General features: G+C 62.9%; 16 protein-coding genes. 10 read left to right on the forward strand and 6 right to left on the reverse strand.

Going from position 1 to position 17,477, the window contains the following annotated elements:
• Positions 1 to 198: 198 nt before the first annotated feature.
• On the forward strand, positions 199 to 1,179 hold the full coding sequence (locus ACIQ17_RS11080) for a Bug family tripartite tricarboxylate transporter substrate binding protein (RefSeq protein WP_398468395.1): 981 nt from the start codon (positions 199 to 201) through the stop codon (positions 1,177 to 1,179).
• A gap of 37 nt (positions 1,180 to 1,216) precedes the next feature.
• On the opposite strand, the gene ACIQ17_RS11085 is transcribed toward ACIQ17_RS11080, so the two are convergent.
• From ACIQ17_RS11085 to ACIQ17_RS11105, 5 genes are all read right to left on the reverse strand, one after another.
• Positions 1,217 to 2,866, reverse strand: a complete 1,650-nt coding sequence (locus tag ACIQ17_RS11085; RefSeq protein WP_398468397.1) for an ABC transporter ATP-binding protein — start codon at positions 2,864 to 2,866, stop codon at positions 1,217 to 1,219.
• Positions 2,867 to 2,869: 3 nt separating this feature from the next.
• Positions 2,870 to 3,700, reverse strand: a complete 831-nt coding sequence (locus ACIQ17_RS11090; RefSeq protein WP_398468399.1) for an ABC transporter permease — start codon at positions 3,698 to 3,700, stop codon at positions 2,870 to 2,872.
• 13 nt (positions 3,701 to 3,713) lie between these two features.
• Positions 3,714 to 4,733 carry an ABC transporter permease gene (locus ACIQ17_RS11095; RefSeq protein ID WP_398468401.1) on the reverse strand — a complete coding sequence of 340 codons (1,020 nt, stop codon included), beginning with the start codon at positions 4,731 to 4,733 and terminating at the stop codon, positions 3,714 to 3,716.
• On the reverse strand, positions 4,730 to 6,316 hold the full coding sequence (locus ACIQ17_RS11100; protein WP_398468403.1) for an ABC transporter substrate-binding protein: 1,587 nt from the start codon (positions 6,314 to 6,316) through the stop codon (positions 4,730 to 4,732). The genes ACIQ17_RS11095 and ACIQ17_RS11100 overlap by 4 nt, the downstream gene beginning before the upstream one ends.
• 383 nt (positions 6,317 to 6,699) lie before the next feature.
• A complete protein-coding gene (locus tag ACIQ17_RS11105; RefSeq protein WP_398468405.1) occupies positions 6,700 to 6,930 on the reverse strand; it encodes a hypothetical protein in 231 nt (76 codons plus the stop codon).
• A gap of 270 nt (positions 6,931 to 7,200) precedes the next feature.
• On the opposite strand from ACIQ17_RS11105, the gene ACIQ17_RS11110 reads away from it, so the two are divergent.
• Positions 7,201 to 7,524 (forward strand): hypothetical protein, encoded by a 324-nt coding sequence (locus ACIQ17_RS11110; RefSeq protein WP_398468407.1) that lies wholly within the window; start codon positions 7,201 to 7,203, stop codon positions 7,522 to 7,524.
• Between the two features lie 83 nt (positions 7,525 to 7,607).
• Here ACIQ17_RS11110 and ACIQ17_RS11115 read toward each other — a convergent pair whose 3' ends face one another.
• Positions 7,608 to 9,152 carry an acetolactate synthase large subunit gene (locus tag ACIQ17_RS11115; protein ID WP_398468409.1) on the reverse strand — a complete coding sequence of 515 codons (1,545 nt, stop codon included), beginning with the start codon at positions 9,150 to 9,152 and terminating at the stop codon, positions 7,608 to 7,610.
• Positions 9,153 to 9,386: 234 nt separating this feature from the next.
• Here ACIQ17_RS11115 and ACIQ17_RS11120 point away from each other — a divergent pair, with 234 nt between their 5' ends.
• From ACIQ17_RS11120 to ACIQ17_RS11155, 8 genes are all read left to right on the forward strand, one after another.
• The gene (locus ACIQ17_RS11120) at positions 9,387 to 10,001 is read left to right on the forward strand and encodes a L,D-transpeptidase (protein ID WP_398468412.1); all 615 of its coding nucleotides are present in this window, start codon (positions 9,387 to 9,389) and stop codon (positions 9,999 to 10,001) included.
• A 117-nt stretch (positions 10,002 to 10,118) separates the two neighbouring features.
• Entirely contained in the window at positions 10,119 to 10,934 is an 816-nt protein-coding gene (locus tag ACIQ17_RS11125) for a DUF2927 domain-containing protein (RefSeq protein WP_398468414.1), read from the forward strand.
• Positions 10,935 to 11,050: 116 nt separating this feature from the next.
• A complete protein-coding gene (locus tag ACIQ17_RS11130; protein WP_398468416.1) occupies positions 11,051 to 11,989 on the forward strand; it encodes a histone deacetylase family protein in 939 nt (312 codons plus the stop codon).
• A gap of 84 nt (positions 11,990 to 12,073) precedes the next feature.
• A complete protein-coding gene (locus ACIQ17_RS11135) occupies positions 12,074 to 12,325 on the forward strand; it encodes an exodeoxyribonuclease VII small subunit (RefSeq protein ID WP_398468418.1) in 252 nt (83 codons plus the stop codon).
• A gap of 111 nt (positions 12,326 to 12,436) precedes the next feature.
• Positions 12,437 to 13,744, forward strand: coding sequence for a hypothetical protein (locus ACIQ17_RS11140; RefSeq protein WP_398468420.1), 1,308 nt, complete (start codon positions 12,437 to 12,439; stop codon positions 13,742 to 13,744).
• Between the two features lie 334 nt (positions 13,745 to 14,078).
• A complete protein-coding gene (gene dxs, locus ACIQ17_RS11145) occupies positions 14,079 to 16,004 on the forward strand; it encodes a 1-deoxy-D-xylulose-5-phosphate synthase (RefSeq protein WP_398468422.1) in 1,926 nt (641 codons plus the stop codon).
• A gap of 209 nt (positions 16,005 to 16,213) precedes the next feature.
• Entirely contained in the window at positions 16,214 to 16,756 is a 543-nt protein-coding gene (locus ACIQ17_RS11150; protein ID WP_398468424.1) for a nucleoside 2-deoxyribosyltransferase, read from the forward strand.
• A 2-nt stretch (positions 16,757 to 16,758) separates the two neighbouring features.
• A partial coding sequence (locus tag ACIQ17_RS11155) for a TlyA family RNA methyltransferase (RefSeq protein ID WP_398468426.1) occupies positions 16,759 to 17,477 on the forward strand: 719 nt, incomplete at its 3' end.

Raw genomic sequence — 17,477 nt, forward strand, 5'->3', positions numbered from 1 at the left:
GACACCGGACTTCCAAACTCGGAGAGGTCAGGGCCACGGAAATCTCCGACTTCACCCGATATCGAGCCCCCAGATTGGTCGGAACACGTCGCCTAAAGTGTAAGTTACACCGCCTCCGGATACCTTGCATCTGCGCGTAAACTCGCCGAACATGCAGGCCAAGCGCCGCTAATGGCGCATGAAATCGGGAGGATTACCGTGCGGATCAAAGCCGTTCACTTCGCGATGCTTGCCGCCGTGGCCAGCTTCTCAGCCATCACGACGGGCGCACATGCGCAGGCATGGCCGCAGAAGCAGGTCACATTCATCGTGCCATTCGCCGCCGGCGGCGGCACCGACGCCTTTGCCCGACCGCTGGCCGCCCAGCTCGACCAACAGCTCGGCAAGCGTGTCATCATCGAAAATCGCGCGGGTGCTGGCGGCACCGTCGGCGCGTCGGCAGCATCCAAGGCCGCGCCTGATGGCTACACCTTCTTCATGGGCGCTGCGCATCACGCCATTGCACCGTCGCTCTATCCCAATCTCGACTACGACATCGAGAAGGACTTCATCCCGGTCGCGCTGATTTCGCGACCGCCGCAGGCGGTCGTGGTCAATCCTGACAAGGTGCAGGCCAAGACGCTCGGTGAGTTCATCGCCTATGCCAAGGCCAATCCCGACAAGCTCACTTACGGCTCGGCCGGTGCCGGCACCACGCATCATCTTGCGGCCGAGTTGTTCAAGATCCTGACGCAGACCAAGATTCAGCACGTCCCCTATCGCGGTGCCGGACCCGCCATGCAGGATCTGATTGCTGGCCACGTGCCGGTCGTGTTCGACGGACTTGGCTCGTCGGCGGCGCCGATCAAGGCTGGGCAGCTGCGCGCCCTTGCGGTCGCCGCACCGAAGCGCGTCGCAGCGTTTCCCGACCTGCCGACGGCAGCGGAAGCGGGCTTGCCCAATTACGAGGTGGCGACGTGGTACGGCCTGTTCGCACCGAAGAACACGCCCGCGGACATCGTGCAGCGCATGACGAAGGAAGTGCAGACCGCGCTTCAGGCGCAGGCCGTCAAGGACGCATGGGAGCGCAACGGGTCGGACGTGCCTGACGTGACCGGCGCCGAATTCGGCAAGCTCGTGTCGTCGGAAGTCGCGCGCTGGCGCAAGGTCGTCACCGAGGCCGGCGTCAAACTGGACTGAGCCGGCCTCTCCGAGAGGATCATGGAGCCGTGGCCGCTCAGGCGGTCACGGCTTCCTTCGTTCCGGGTCCCGCGAACAGGCTGCGGCCGGGGATCGCGTCCAGCAACGCCTTCGTATAGGCATCGCCGGGGTTCTCGAAGATCGCCTGGGTCGGCCCCTGCTCGACGATCTCGCCACGGCGCATCACCACGATGCGGTCGGCAATTTCTGCCGCGACGCGAAGATCGTGGGTAATGAAGATCATCGCCAGGTTCATCTCCTCGCGCAGTTCGGCGAGCAGCTTGAGCACCTGCGCCTGCACCGACACGTCGAGCGCCGACACCGCTTCGTCCGCCACCAGAACCAGTGGCTTCAGGGCGAGCGCACGTGCGATGCAGATGCGCTGGCGCTGGCCGCCGGAGAACTCGTGCGGATAGCGTTCCGCCGCGCTTTCCTGCAAGCCGACGCGAACCAGAAGACGCTTGGCATCGGCCATGGCTTCCTTCGCCGACGTGCCATAGGCGATCGGACCGGCAGCGATGGCATCGCCGACCTTCTGCCGCGGATCGAGCGCGGCATAGGGATCCTGGAACACGATCTGGATCTTGCGGCGCATCTGCCGGAGATTCTCGCCGCGCTGCGCCAGCAGGTCGGCACCGGAGAACTTGACCGAGCCCGTATCCGGCTCGACCAGGCGCATGATGAGACGGCCGAGGGTCGACTTGCCCGAGCCGGACTCACCCACGATCGCCACGGTCTCGCGCGCCTTCAGCGCGAGCGAGATGTTCTGCACGGCGTCGGTGCGACGCGGCGGCAGGAACATGCCCTGCTTGGTGATGAAGGTCTTGTTGAGCCCGGTCGCATCGAGGATCGGCTCGCCGGAGATCTTGCGATCGGTGGCATTGAGCGAGCGCCCGCCGGGAACGGCGGCGATCAGGCTCTTGGTGTAATCATCCTTCGGGTTGCGCAGCACTTCATCGACGGTGCCCTGCTCGACAACGCGGCCATTGCGCATCACGACGACGCGGTGGGCAACGTCGGCCACGACGCCGAAGTCATGGGTGATGAGCAGCACGCCCATGCCACGATCGGCCTGTAGCTTCTTCACCAGCGCGAGGATCTGCTTCTGCGTGGTGACGTCGAGGGCCGTGGTCGGCTCGTCGGCCAGCAGCAGCTCCGGATTGTTGGCCATGGCCATCGCGATCATGATGCGCTGGCGCTGACCACCCGAGAGCTGGAACGGGAAGCTGCGCGCGAGCGCCTTCGGATCCGGCAGGCCGACGGCGTTGATCAGCTCCTGCACACGCGCCTCGACAGCCTCCTTGGAGGGTGCCGGCTTGGTGTGCGTGATGATCGACTCGGCGATCTGCTGGCCGACACGGGCCAGCGGATTGAGCGCGCTGAGCGGCTCCTGGAAGATCATCGAGATGGCGCCGCCGCGCAGCTTGCGCATCGTCGCTTCTTCGGCCTTGGCGATGTCCTGGCCGTCGAACTTGACGCTGCCCTGCGCGATCCCGGTACGGTCGGGCAGAAGGCGCAGGATGGCATGCGCCGTCATCGACTTGCCCGAACCGGACTCACCGACCAGACAGACGATCTCGTTGCGGTTGACGTTGAAGGTGACACCCTCGACTGCGAAGGCGCGGTCCGCGCCCGACGGCAGGCTGATGGCGAGGTTCTCGATGGCGAGGAGAGTTTTGTCGGTCATCGGTTATCGCCTGCGTGAGATGCGCGGGTTCATGACGTCATTGAGACCTTCACCCACGAGATTGATGGCGAGCACGGTGAGCAGGATCGCGAGACCGGGAAACACGCTCATCCACCATGCCTGACGGATCACGGTGCGCGCGGCACCGATCATGAAGCCCCAGGACATCAGATTGGGATCACCGAGACCCATGAAGCTCAATGCGCTCTCGATCAGGATCGCGCTGGCCACGGCCAGCGAACCCGTCACGATGATCGGCGAGATCGCGTTGGGCAGAATGCGACGGATCACTACGGTGATCGCGCGCTGGCCCTGGCACACAGCTGCCTGCACGAATTCACGTCCGCGCAGCCGCATGAATTCCGCGCGCGTCAGGCGTGCCAGCGACGGCCAGCTGACGATGCCGATGGCGAAGATCACATTGGAGATCTTGGGTCCGAGCGTCGCCACCAGCAAAATCGCCAGCACGAAGCCGGGGATGGTCTGGAACAGCTCGGTCAGGCGCATCATCACTTCATCGACCTTGCCGCCGAAATAACCGGCGGTGGCGCCGATGGTGACGCCGATGATCAGCGAGGTCAGGGTCGAGACGACGCCGATGATCAGCGAGATGCGCGCACCATGGGCGATGCCGGCGGCCACGTCGCGGCCCAGCATGTCGGAGCCGAGCCAGAGGCCCTCGGTGAGCGGCGGCTGGAACGGCGCGCCGACCATGTCCCAGGGATCGTCGGGAAACAGCCACGGCGCGGACACCGCGAGGAGCACCACGCAGAACAGGATGAACAGACCGATCATCCCGGTGGGATGGCGGAGGAATGCTTTGAAAGTCGTCATCACCAGTTTCCGTTCACGAAGCCGCACGCACGGAGACGCGCGGATCGATCATCCGGTAGATCGCATCCGTCAGGAGATTGAGCGCGATCACGATCACCGACATCACCAGGAACACGCCGAGCAACACCGGGTAGTCGCGCTGCAGCAGCGCGTCATAGATCAGGCGGCCGAGGCCCGGCCAGGCGAACACGGTCTCGATCACGACGGCGCCGCCGACCAGCGCACCGGCCTGCATGCCGGCGACCGTGACGATCGGCAGCATCGCGTTGCGCAGGATGTGATGCATGATGATGGCACCCTGCTTCAGGCCCTTCGCCTTGGCAGTCTTGATGAAATCCTGATGGGTGACATCGAGGACCGACGAGCGCATCAGGCGGGTATAGATCGCGAGATAGATGGCGGCCAGCGAAGTCACCGGGAGGATCATGTGCTTCCCGATATCGAGCATGCGCTCGAACGCCGACAACTGCACGCCGATGGTGGCATAGCCGAAAGCCGGCAGCCAATTGAGCTCGACAGCGAAGAGCAGAACCAGCATCAGGCCGAGCCAGAACACCGGGGTCGCATATAGCAGCAGCGAAACGATGGTCAGCAGCGTGTCCGACCACTTGCCCGCGCGAATGCCCGCGAGCGTACCGAGGAAGATGCCCGCGATCAGCGCCAGAATGAATGCGGTCGCCGTCAGCAACAGCGTGGCCGGCAGGCGCTCCATGATCAGCGACGAAACGGTGCGCTGCTGGCGATAGGAATAGCCGAGATCGAGCGTCAGCACGCGTCCGAGATAGTTGGCGAGCTGAACCGGATACGGCTTGTCGAGACCGTATTCGGCCCGAAGCTGCTCCAGCAGTTTCTCGTCGGACGCGCCGCTCTGGCCGGCAATCACCTGGGCGGGATCGCCGGGTGCGGCATGCACCAGGATGAAGTTGAAGGTCGCAATGACGAGAACGACCAGGACGAATTTGACGAACCATCCTGCGAGAGCGAGGACGATCGCGCTGCCGCGACCGCCCTTGTTGATAGAAGCCGAGGTCATCCGAAATACACCGAGCTGAACGACTCATGGATGCCGACGCCGGTCGATGTGACGTTCTTCAGGCGCTTGTCGATGAAGGTCGGATAGGCAGCCTCGAACATCCAGACCACCGGCACGTCCTCGACCAGGATCTTCTGTACCTTGCTGTACAGTTCCTGACGCTTGGCCTCGTCGATGGTGGACGCCGCGTCCTCGAACAGCTTGTCGACTTCCGGATTGGAATAGCCGGCGGTGTTCGAGAACAGGATGCCCTTCTTGATGTTGGACGAGATGTAGGTGCGCGACACGCCGAGGGCGGGATCGCCGAACTGGTAAACGAGGTTACCGGTGATCTCGTAGTCCCAGTTGCTGAACTTGTCGGCCCAGCCGCCCACGTCGGTGTTTTCCAGCTGGATGTCGATGCCGGCACGGCCGAGCGATTGGCGGATGAATTCGCCGGCGCGCTGATAGACTTCGCCATAGGGCGGGATCAGGTACTTCAGCGTGACGCGCTTGCCGTCCGGACCCGGCTTCAGGCCCATCTCGTCGAGCAAGGCCTTGGCCTTCTCGAGCGAGTAGTCGTAGCGCTTGACGTCCTTCTCGTAGAACTTGGTCTTCGACGACACCGGGCCGGTGGCGATCTTCGGCAGACCGAAATAGACGCGCGACGCCATCGACTTCAGGTCGAGCGCATAGGCGATCGCCTGACGGAAGCGCTTGTCGTCCATCGGCTTGACGCGGTTGTTCAGTTCCAGCCACTGATGCGGGGCAAAATACTCGTAGCCCTTGGTGGTCATCTCGTAGTTCGGCAGCTTCGACAGGCGGGCGACGTCATAGAATTCGATGTCGTTCCACTGGGTGAGCTGGATCTTGCCCTGCTCCAGCGCCACCGAGCGCGAAGCGGCGTCCGGGATGATGCGATAGATGACTTCGTCGAGATACGGCTCGTCCTTGCGGTAGTAGCCCTCGTGGCGCACGAGATGGACGTGCGACCCCTTGACCCACTCCTTGAGCTTGAACGGGCCCGAGCCGATTGCCTGGGCGTTGGCCGGATTCTTGCGATAGTCCGAACCGTCATAAATGTGCTTCGGCACGATCGGGCCGGTGGTGCAATCGAGCGCTGTGAGGAACGGCGCGAACGGTGCCTTCAGCTTGAAGATCACGGTGAGCGGATCGGGCGTCTCGGCCTTCTCGATGCGCGAATAGATTGCACGCGCACGCGCATGCGTTTCCGGCAGCATCTTGGTCATGGAGAACGCCACGTCTTCCGACGTCAGCGGCTTGCCGTCGTGGAAGGTGATGTTGGGGAAAAGCTTGAACGTATAGGTGAGACCATCCGGCGCGACTTCCCAGGACTGCGCGAGACCTGGCAGCGGCTTGAGATCGGTGCTGTAGCGCAGCAGGCTCTCATAGATCTTGCCGCCCAGCGTCAGCGTCGGCTGCTGCTGGTTCAGCGCAGTCACGAGAATCGGTGGCTCGGGCTGGATGATGGTGTTGAGCGTGCCGCCCTTGGTAGCGCCGGCTGCGCGCGTAATCCCCAGCGGAATGCCGGAAAGAGCAACGGTGCTCACGCCCAACAGCTTTGCGAATTCACGCCTGTTCATAGCCTTTTCCTCTTTTACAGCAGCGATGACGGACCATGGCATGTCCGGCCAAACGTCGCATCATTAAATGGTGTTCACCTTGTTACCCCTGCGGTTCAGCGTCTGCACGGCATTGGCGCCGGTGACATTCGCAGCCTGGTCTGTGGTGACGTTGGAGGTCTCAGCCGGATGGCTGGACCTTTTCTAAGATGATTTCGTCCCGCCATGTCGCGTTCCAATCGCATGCGACGTAAACTGACATGACCTTATCCGCATAGCCCGTCTGCTCTGCAATTGGAATAGGCAGGCGCGGCCCGGCCGCACTTAGCTTGCCTAAATAGTTATCTTGAAGAGGAAGTTTTCCAAGCAAACGGCCTCACGATGCGGCACCGCGTCGCGCTCGACTAACGATCGATCTCCAGACGCGGCTCGTTCGCAGCACGCAATCGGCGGATGCCAGCCTCGATGATGCCGATGTCGTCATCGAGCTGTCCAAGGAGGACGCCGAAATCGAAGTCGGCGCGATCACGAACCGAGGCCGCCAACCGTTCGCGATGGGCTTTGAGATCCAGCAGCACGTCGAGCTGACCTGTCTGGACATAGGCCATGACCACCGATTCGATAGCGTTACTCACCTTCGCCGCGTTTCCTCTGACAATTCGTACGCCCCGGCATTCTGTCCGCCGGACCACATCCTGACGCCCAATGACTTAGCTCACCCCAACGGGCTGCTGCAACGAATGCGGGAAATTGCGGCGCATGGCTGCAATGCGGGGTGCTGTGCGATGAGGAACCACGCTGCGCGCGCGATCTGCCTCAGGCAAAGGACCAGAAACTTCGGAACGTGTCGCGCTTCATGCTGTTGCGACTGCAGGGGAAGACACAAGAGCAGAGGACACGAACACATGAAGAAACTGATCATCGCCTCCACCGCCGCGCTTCTGATGACCGCACCGGCTTTCGCACAAAGTGGCGCGAATCCCAATGCGCCGCAGATGAACTCAACTGGAACCGGCGTGACGCAGCCGGGTACCGATAGCCGCGGCACGGCTGTGGACGTACCTGAGCGGAGCGGTAGCAAGATGGCGCCCGGCGCCACCGGCTCGCAGGCTGGCAACGGCGCGAACTCCATGGGCGGCTCTAACTCGGCTGCAGGCACGACTGGCATGGGCAGCCGTAACACCGATCAGGGCCGCACCTCGGGTGGCGGTGGCGGTGGCGGCAACTAATACCGCAATGGCTTCGTCATAAACAGAAAGGCTCCGGATCACTCCGGAGCCTTTCGTTTTTCTCAGCTGCTACGGCGTAGCGCTTACATCAGCACTTCGATCAGCTTCGGACCCTGCGCTGCATTGGCGTCCGCGAGAGCCTTGCTGAACTCTTCGGCGGTCGACACAGCCACGCCGGGGACGCCCATGCCCTTGGCCAGCGACACCCAGTCGAGATGCGGACGGTCGAGCGTCAGCATGTCCAGCGCGCGGCTGCCCATGGCACCGGCGCCGACATTGTCGAACTCGCCCTTCAGGATCTGATAGTTGCGGTTCGCAAAAACGACGGTGGTGACATCGAGGTTTTCACGGGCCTGGGTCCACAGCGACTGCGGCGTGTACATGGCCGAGCCATCGCCGACCATGCAGATCACCTTGCGGTCCGGGCAGGCCACCGCAGCGCCGACGGCGACGGGGGTGGAGAAGCCGATCGAGCCGCCCATGTTCTGCAGCCAGTCATGCGGAGCCGCGGCAGCGGTCGGGGCGAAGAAGCCACGGCCGGTGGTGATCGACTCGTCGATGACGATGGCATTCTCGGGAATGCCCAGCGCAATGGCGGCGGCCACCGACGCGTGGTCCAGCTTGCCAGTCGGCTTGACCAGTTCAGCATGCTTCTGCGGCTTGACGTCCGACGGCTTGGCGCCGACGGCGCTCGCGAGAGCCTCGAGCGCAGCGACCGAGTTCTCGCCATTGGCGGTCATGCGGTGCACGTTGCAGCCTTCCGGCTTCAGCACGCTCGGCTTGTTCGGATAGGCGAAGAAGGCAACGGGATCGTTGGCTTCGACCAGAACGATGTTCTTGAAGTTCTTCAGCACCGGCAGCGCCGAATCGACCACGTAGGGTACGCGCTCGACGAAGAAGCGGCCGCGGCCGCGGGCCATGCGCGGGTTATAGGTCTGGCTGATGACCTTGCAGCCCGTCTTGCCAGCAATCTGCTCGGCAAGCGCCAGGCCCTGCTCGGTCAGCGCCGAACCGGTCAGCAGCAGCAGCGTGGTCTCGCCCTCCTTGGCGAGCTTGGCCGCGGTGTCGACCGCCGGGGCGTGGAAATTGGCGCGCTGCTCCGGGGCGGGCACCTTGGCGATGCCGTCGGCCTCGTTCCAGGCGGTGTCGGCCGGCAGGATCAGCGTGGCGATCTGCGCCTGCGCGCCGCTGGCGGCAGCGATCGCGGCGGCGCCATCAGCGGCCACGGTCTTGGCGCTCGGCGAGGTGCGCACCCACTGCGACATCGGGCGGGCGAGGCCCTCGATGTCCGAGGTCAGCGGCGCATTGTGTTCGATGTGGTAGACGGCGTGCTGGCCGACAATGTTGACGATGCCCGAATTGGCCTTCTTGGCATTGTGCAGGTTGGCGAGGCCGTTGGCGAGGCCGGGGCCGAGATGCAGCAGCGTCGAGGCCGGGGTGCCCTTCATGCGGTAGTAACCATCCGCAGCACCAGTCACGATGCCCTCGAACAGGCCGAGCACGCAGCGCATGCCTTCGACACGGTCGAGCGCCGCGACGAAATGCATCTCCGACGTTCCCGGATTGGCAAAACAGACATCCACACCGCCTGCCACCAATGTCCGTACCAGGCTCTCCGCACCGTTCATCATCCAGCTCCAAGTTGACTGCGTAATCGCGGAGTTGATCAACCATTGTTCGGCGGGCGCGTCAAAGGGGGCAGGCGCAACGCTTCGCTGAGAGACATGCGCGGCAAGCGGTGGAAGCCGGGCGATTGCGCAAGGCCGCCGCTGCACCTGGAGCAGCTCTCACCAAGCCGTGGGTTGCGCAGCAGCATGAATTGTGGCCACTCTGCGGCTCAAATTCCATCTGGTGAGGAGTCCATGAAGCGCATCGTTGCCGCCCTGTCCGTCGCAGCCGCATTGATCGCGGTTGCCATGCCCGCTGAAGCCCGTGTCCGCAACCAGCCGGCCCAATCCGATTTCGTCGTTGATGACACCCCCTCACTTTCGAACTTCTTCTCCAATTTCGGAAATGGTGGCGGCAACAGCGCGAGCCCGATTCCGCGTCAAACCGTTGGCTTCCAGAGCAATTACGCCCCTGGCACCATCGTGGTGAACACCGCCGAGCGCCGTCTCTATCTGGTGCAGCCCGGCGGCAGCGCCCTGCGCTACGGCATCGGCGTCGGCCGCGACGGCTTCCGCTGGGGCGGCGTGCACCGTGTCACCGCCAAGAAGGAATGGCCGAGCTGGACTCCGCCGGCACAGATGCTGCGCCGCCGCCCCGACCTGCCGCGCTTCATGGAAGGTGGACCCGACAATCCGCTCGGCGCCCGCGCCATCTATCTCGGCTCGACGCTGTACCGTATTCACGGCTCCAACGAGCCGGAGACCATTGGCCAGGCCGTCTCTTCGGGCTGCTTCCGCATGACCAATGAAGACGTCACCGACCTCTACAACCGCGTCGCCGTCGGCGCGACGGTCATCGTCAAGAACTGATCGATCGCGATGAGGGCCCCGCCATCGGCGGGCCCTCATTCTGCAACTTTTCACTTATACGTGGGCGCGACCATTGAACCCTTGCGCCCTTGCGCGTTGTGCGCGAGTTTAGGTGCAATGCACCCTTCTCCTTTACAATGCGCTCGCAGGTCTGCCCTCCTTGTCATTGCGAGCCTGAGCTTCCTTGCCGTCAGCCTTCCCTTTCCTGCAGGCGCCGGTGAGCCGGCGATCATTGCTGCGCATCAGAAGCATCAGAAGAAGAGCTTCACCGACAGCCAGATCATCGACGGCTTCCTGAAGACCGCCTTCGGCGCCGAATATCATCTCGCTGGCCGTGTCGATCGCATCCGCAAATACGAGACGCCGGTACGCGTGGTGATCGACGGCGGCACCGCACTGCGCAAGAAGCAGATCGGCAAGGTGGTCGCCGATATCGGACGGCGCGTGCAACATCTGAATATCGCCGTCGTCGACAATGCGGCCGAAGCGAATGTCACCGTGAAGCTCGTGCGCGATCGCGAGCTCTATCCCACGCTGACAGCATTCTACGGTCAGGATCGCGCCAACGAGATTCGCAGCTCGCTGGATCCGCAATGCCTGTCGGGCTTTCGCAAGAACGACCAGTTCGAGATCGAACGCTCGGATGTGATCCTCACCACCGACAATGGCGACTTCACCTTCTACGACTGTGCCTATGAGGAAATGCTGCAGTCGCTCGGCCCCATCAACGACACCAATTCGGTGCCGTGGACGATGTTCAACGACAATGTCTCGATGGGCTTTTTTGATATCTACGACCAGTATCTGCTGAACATCCTCTACGATCCCCGCATCAAGGCGGGCATGACCGTCCAGCAGGTGCGCGCGCTGCTGCCGCAAGTCCTTGCCGATGTGCGCACCTGGGTCGGCAAGGTCAACGAGCTGCCGGATTGAGCCGGCCTTTCCTTCGCAAATGTGCGGCCACGCGCAACAGGTCGAGAGACCTATCGGAACCCTCCCCGACGCGCTAGGTTGTCGCAGCGGACCTCTCCCGCGCCGGGATCATTTGCATGACACTTCTTCTCTCGCATCAGGCCTCGCTCGATCACCTCACGCCGCCTGGCCATCCCGAACGGCCGGACCGCATCCGTGCGGTGGCGAAGGCGCTTGGCGATCCCAGATTCGATGCATTGGTGCGGGCCGAGGCGCCGGAAGGCAGCCTCGATCATGTCAGTCTGTGCCACGACAATCATTATATCGATGAGCTGCGCCATATCGCCCCGGCCAGCGGTCTCGTTTACATCGATGGTGACACATCGCTGTCGCCCGGTACCTGGGAAGCCGTGATGCGTGGCGTCGGCGGCGCCATCGCTGCCACTGACGCCGTCATGAAGGGCGAGCACGCCAACGCCTTCGTGGCGACGCGCCCGCCGGGCCATCACGCCGAGAGCAACAAGGCGATGGGCTTCTGCTTTTTCGATCAGGTCGCCATCGCGGCACGCTACGCGCAACGCACTTACGGCATCGGCCGTGCTGCGGTGGTCGATTTCGACGTCCATCACGGCAACGGCACGCAGGAAATCTTCTGGGCCGACAAGAGCGTGATGTATTGCTCGACGCATCAGATGCCGCTGTTTCCCGGCACCGGCGCCACGCAGGAGCGCGGCGAGCATGACACCGTGGTCAACGCGCCGCTGCGCGACGGCGATGGCGGCGCCAAATTCCGCGCAGCCTTCGATAACCTCATCCTGCCGCAGCTTCAGAAATTCTCCCCAGAGCTGATCATCATCTCTGCCGGCTTCGACGCGCATCGCCGCGATCCCCTCGCCTCGCTCGAACTCGACGCCGCGGACTTCGGCTGGGTGACGCGAAAACTGCTCGATCTCGCCGACCAGACCGCGGGCGGTCGCGTTGTGTCGGTGCTCGAGGGCGGCTACGATCTGCAGGGCCTCCAGGAATCGGTTGCGGCCCACGTGACCGAACTGATGGGCAAGCAAGCACCGATCTAGCTCGCGTGCAGTGCAACCGGGCCGCCACATTGCGCCCGCAAACATCTTTATAGAATCATGCGTCTCGAACGCACGGAAGATCGAATGGCTGAGAACACCCACGCCGACGTCAAGAAGCTGACTTTTGAGACGGCGATCGAAGAGCTGGAATCGATCGTGCGTCGCCTCGAAGAGGGCAAGGTGCCGCTCGAGGAATCGGTCGCGATCTATGAACGTGGCGAGGCTCTGAAGCGCCGTTGCGACGAATTGTTGCGCCAGGCCGAAGCGCGGGTGGACAAGATCACGACGGACCAGAACGGCCAGCCGGTCGGCACGGAGCCGCTCGACGTCCAGTAAGCGGGCGCATTGTCCCGACGGCACAACCCACCACCGGCGTATGCGCGTCGATTTTAGCGCTTGGCGCTTGGCGCGGCCTGTTATAGTCCGCTGTCAGTTCGGGGAACCAGCGTGCGCGTCCAGCACCGTCATGTCATCTATGTGCAGGGATACGACCCACGGGGCCTCGCGCAATATTACCGTATGTTCCGCACCGAACTGCGCAAGTTCGGTCGTCTCTATGGGCTGACCACCACGGTCGGCCGCCCGAAGGAGCATGCTCCCGGCGAATTTGCCCATGAATCAGCAGGATGGACCATCGAAACGTCCGGTGACGGCTGGCAGACCAAGACCAATTACGACTTCCTGCGCTGGGAAGACCTGATCCAGCGCGATCTCGCTGCGCCGATCTGGCGCACCGCCATCCACGGCATGCTGATCTATTGGGGCCTGGTGTTTTCCGGCACCATGGGGCGGTTCTGGCGTGCCCACTGGCGTTTCGCCACCTTCATCAGCTGGCCGCATTTCGTGCTGCTCAACGAGGCGATCTGGTCGGCCGCGGCCGCCTGGCTGGTGGCATGGGGGCTGAAGACACTCGGCGTGCACGGCTTCCTGGTCGGCTGCGCGGCAGCGGCCGTCTTCATCGCCGCGCTCGGCTCACTGGTCAAATACACGGAAGAGCGGACCTATCTGCTCTATCTGATGGCCGACACCATTTTCACCTGGCAATTCTCCCACGGTAACCGGCCCGAATGGGACGCCCGCATCGACCGCTTTGCCCGGCATCTGGTGAAGGTGGCGCAGAATTCCGATGCGCAGGAAATCGTGCTGGTCGGCCACAGCTCCGGCTCGTTCCTCGGCTCGGAAATCTTGGCACGGGCGCTGAAGCTCGATCCCGGTCTCGGGCGCCGTGGACCGCGCATCGTCCTGCTCACCCTCGGCGGCAACATGCCGATCGTCGGCTTTCACAAGGCCGCGGCCGGCTTTCGCGACAATCTGCGGCGGTTGGCCACCGAGCCATCGATCGACTGGATTGACTGTCAGTCCCGCAAGGACGTGATGAATTTCTATCCGTTCGACCCGATCTCCGGCCATGGAATCGATGTCGGCGGCGCGAAGCTGAACCCGACCATCGTACCGGTTCGGTTCCGGGAGATCATCCGCCCCGAGCACTACAACCGGTTCCGCTGGAAATTCTTCCGCGTCCATTTCCAGTTCGTGATGGCCAATGAACGGCCGCATGCCTACGATTTTTTCATGATCGTCTGCGGCCCGGTTCCATTGCGCGAGCGTGTGGCGCAGCCTGCTGCAACCCTTGCATTGGTGGATGGAGACCCTACGACCCGCGAAAATGCATGGAAGACGCTTGATTTGGGTCAAAGAAGCGCCATTTCGGCCTCGTCGGACGGCACCCCAACCGCGGCTCGACGGATCGGCTGACACACGCTGCGCGAATGTGCAGCGGGAACCCGAGCCTCCACCATGGTTGGCTTTGGCAGAGGCTTTGGTGTAAAGGGACAAGGTTCACCGTGAGGCAACCGGGCCGCAATGCCGGGCGTTAACGGTGATAAGCGCTTCAACCATCTGACGAAAATGTTCGGATGAAGAAGCTTTCAAGCATGCTAGATACCACGACGAAAAATCGAAGCCCATTATAAGGCCTCGAAACAAGCTTCCCGGTTCCGGGGGCTGCGCTAGTCCGAACCGTCTGACGCCTTCGCGCGACGAACCGGATGCTACCGCAATCCCGGACATGTCAAATTGGAATAGTGCCGTGACCAATTTTAGTAAGACCCCGCTGCTCGATACCATCCGGACTCCGGAAGATCTGCGCAAGCTGAAGGTCGAGAAGGTGCGTCAGGTCGCCGACGAGCTGCGTCAGGAGACCATCGATGCCGTGTCCACCACCGGCGGCCATTTCGGCGCCGGCCTCGGCGTGGTCGAGCTGACCACCGCGCTCCACTATGTTTTCGATACGCCGCGCGACCGCATCATCTGGGACGTCGGGCATCAGGCCTATCCGCACAAGATTCTCACCGGTCGTCGTGATCGCATCCGGACCTTGCGTACCGCTGGTGGCCTCTCGGGCTTCACCAAGCGCAGCGAGAGCGAATACGATCCGTTCGGTGCTGCGCATTCGTCCACCTCGATCTCGGCGGGCCTCGGCATGGCCGTGGCGCGCGACCTCTCGGGTGGCAAGAACAATGTTATCGCCGTGATCGGTGACGGCTCGATGTCGGCAGGCATGGCTTACGAAGCCATGAACAATGCCGGCGCCATGAATTCCCGCCTGATCGTCATCCTGAACGACAACGACATGTCGATCGCGCCGCCGGTCGGCGCCATGTCAGCCTATCTGTCGCGCATGTATTCGGGCAAGACCTATCGCGGCCTGCGCGATGCCGCCAAGCAGCTCGGCAAGCATCTGCCGAAGCTGATCGCCGATCGTGCCGAGCGCGTCGAGGAATATTCGCGCGGCTTCATGAACAATGGCGGCACGCTGTTCGAAGAACTCGGCTTCTATTATGTCGGCCCGATCGACGGTCATAACCTCGATCACCTGCTGCCCGTGCTGCAGAACGTCCGCGACATGGAAACCGGCCCGATCCTGGTTCACGTCGTGACCCAGAAGGGCAAGGGCTATGGTCCGGCGGAAGCTGCCGCCGACAAATATCATGCGGTCGTGAAGTTCGACGTTGCCACCGGCACCCAGTCGAAGTCCAAGCCGAACGCCCCGGCCTATCAGAACGTGTTCGGCCAGAGCCTCGTCAAGGAAGCCGAGAAGGACGACAAGATCGTCGCCATCACCGCGGCCATGCCGTCGGGTACCGGCGTCGACATCTTCAACAAGGCCTTCCCGGCCCGCACGTTCGATGTCGGCATCGCCGAGCAGCATGCGGTGACCTTCGCGGCCGGCCTCGCCACCGAAGGCTACAAGCCGTTCTGCGCGATCTACTCGACCTTCCTGCAGCGCGGCTATGACCAGATCGTCCACGACGTGGCGATCCAGAATTTGCCCGTGCGTTTCGCCATCGACCGTGCCGGCCTTGTCGGTGCCGACGGCGCAACCCATGCCGGTTCGTTCGACAATGCCTATCTCGGCTGTCTGCCGAACATGGTGATCATGGCGGCATCCGACGAAGCCGAACTGGTCCACATGGTCGCCACCCAGGTCGCCATCAACGATCAGCCCAGCGCGCTGCGCTATCCGCGCGGCGAAGGTCGCGGCGTCGAGATGCCGGAAGTCGGCATCCCGCTGGAAATCGGCAAGGGCCGCATCATCCGTCAGGGCAAGCAGGTCGCACTGTTCTCGTTCGGCACCCGTCTCGCCGAATGCGAGAAGGCCGCCGACGAACTCGCCGCACACGGTCTTCAGGCAACCATCGCTGATGCGCGCTTCATGAAGCCACTCGATCTCGAACTGCTGCTCAAGCTCGCCCGCGAGCACGAGATCCTGATCACCATCGAGGAAGGCTCGATCGGCGGCTTCGGTTCGCATGTCATGCACACGCTGGCCGAGCACGGCATGCTCGACGGTGGCCTGCGCATGCGCTCGCTGGTGCTGCCCGACATCTTCCAGGATCACGACACCCCGGGCGCGATGTATGCCCAGGCCGGCCTGGACTCGAAGGGCATCGTCAAGAAGGTGTTCGAGACTCTCGGCAAGGACTTTGCCGCCGAGACCGTCAAGCTCGCCTGATCTGTCCACACACTCTCTGTCGTCGCCCGACTTGATCGGGCGACCCAGTAAACTCAGTCAGTGCAGTGTGTACTGGATCGCCCGGTCAAGCCGGGCGATGACAAACTGAGGGATACGAAGGCAATCGAGCCGACGCGCCCGGATCGCCTCGTTCTCGTCTGAATTGACGCGTCAAAGTCGGCCCGCTTCGCGATTACGACGGGGACTTCATGAACATCTATCTCGCTGGCCCCGACGTCTTCCTGCCCAACGCCGCCGAGATCGGCCGGCGCAAGGTTGCACTCTGCAAGCGCTACGGCGCCCATGGTTTCTTCCCGCTCGATAACGATGTGGACGTGACGGCGAGCGATGCCTCGCGGCAGATTTTCCATGGCAATGAAGCGATGATGAATCGCTGCGACATCGTCATCGCCAATCTCACGCCCTTCCGCGGTCCCAGCGCCGACGCCGGCACGGTGTTCGAGCTCGGCTTCATGGCCGGCCATGGCAAGCTGTGCTTCGGCTACAGCAACGATCCCGCATCTTACGTGGATCGCACGCGTCGCATGACCGAGATCAGTGACAGCGACGGCCATCTGACCGACAAGGACGGCCTGACCGTCGAGAATTTCGACCTGACCGACAATCTCATGATGATGCACGCGCTCGACCTTTACGGCTCGCCGCTGATCGTCCCGCGCGAAGCCCCTGCCGATGTGTGGCAGGACCTGACCAGCTTCGAAGCCTGCCTGAAACTCGCTGCATCCTACTGACCATGACGAAATCATCGACTTCACCCGCGGCCGCGAAGAAGCGCGCCGATACGCTTCTCGTCGAACGCGGCATCTTCGAGAGCCGCGCCCGTGCCCAGGCCGCCATCGAGGCCGGGCTTGTCATCGCCAATGGCAAGCAAGTCGCCAAGGTGTCGGAGCTTTTGCTGCCTGACGCCGCGATCGAAGCCGAGCCCGCGCATCCCTGGGTCTCGCGCGGCGGCGTCAAGCTCGCTGGCGCGCTCGAACATTATCCGATCGAGATCGAGGATCACGTCTGTCTCGACGTCGGCGCCTCCACCGGCGGCTTCACCGAAGTGCTGCTCGCCAATGGCGCCAGCATGGTGTTCTCCATCGATGTCGGCACCAGCCAGTTGCATCACTCGCTGCGCGGCCACCCCAAGATCGTCTCGATGGAAGAGACCGACATCCGCAATTTTGAGAACAAGCGCCTGCCCGCACGACCCGATGTCGTCGTGATCGATGTCAGTTTCATTTCGCTGAAGGCCGTGCTGCCCGTCGCCCTCTCGCTGGCTGCCGCGCCCATGAGCCTGCTGGCGCTGATCAAGCCGCAATTCGAGGCCGACCGCAAACAGTCCAAGCGCGGCATCATCAAGAACGCCGATGTCCATCAGGCCATCTGCGACGACATCACGACATTCGCGAAGGAGCTTGGCTGCACCGACATCGAGGTCTTCCCGTCCTCGATCAAGGGCGGCGATGG

The sequence above is a fragment of the Tardiphaga sp. genome (assembly GCF_044340795.1).
Taxonomy (GTDB): Bacteria; Pseudomonadota; Alphaproteobacteria; order Rhizobiales; family Xanthobacteraceae; genus Tardiphaga.

Bases quoted from the DNA above. Each gene is read 5' to 3' on its own strand.
- ACIQ17_RS11085 (WP_398468397.1), bottom strand. From the start codon at position 2,866: ATGACCGACAAAACTCTCCTCGCCATCGAGAACCTCGCCATCAGCCTG.
- ACIQ17_RS11130 (WP_398468416.1), top strand. From the start codon at position 11,051: ATGACACTTCTTCTCTCGCATCAGGCCTCGCTCGATCACCTCACGCCG.
- ACIQ17_RS11110 (WP_398468407.1), top strand. From the start codon at position 7,201: ATGAAGAAACTGATCATCGCCTCCACCGCCGCGCTTCTGATGACCGCA.
- ACIQ17_RS11115 (WP_398468409.1), bottom strand. From the start codon at position 9,152: ATGAACGGTGCGGAGAGCCTGGTACGGACATTGGTGGCAGGCGGTGTG.
- ACIQ17_RS11120 (WP_398468412.1), top strand. From the start codon at position 9,387: ATGAAGCGCATCGTTGCCGCCCTGTCCGTCGCAGCCGCATTGATCGCG.
- ACIQ17_RS11100 (WP_398468403.1), bottom strand. From the start codon at position 6,316: ATGAACAGGCGTGAATTCGCAAAGCTGTTGGGCGTGAGCACCGTTGCT.
- ACIQ17_RS11125 (WP_398468414.1), top strand. From the start codon at position 10,119: ATGCACCCTTCTCCTTTACAATGCGCTCGCAGGTCTGCCCTCCTTGTC.
- ACIQ17_RS11150 (WP_398468424.1), top strand. From the start codon at position 16,214: ATGAACATCTATCTCGCTGGCCCCGACGTCTTCCTGCCCAACGCCGCC.
- ACIQ17_RS11095 (WP_398468401.1), bottom strand. From the start codon at position 4,733: ATGACCTCGGCTTCTATCAACAAGGGCGGTCGCGGCAGCGCGATCGTC.
- ACIQ17_RS11135 (WP_398468418.1), top strand. From the start codon at position 12,074: ATGGCTGAGAACACCCACGCCGACGTCAAGAAGCTGACTTTTGAGACG.
- ACIQ17_RS11090 (WP_398468399.1), bottom strand. From the start codon at position 3,700: ATGACGACTTTCAAAGCATTCCTCCGCCATCCCACCGGGATGATCGGT.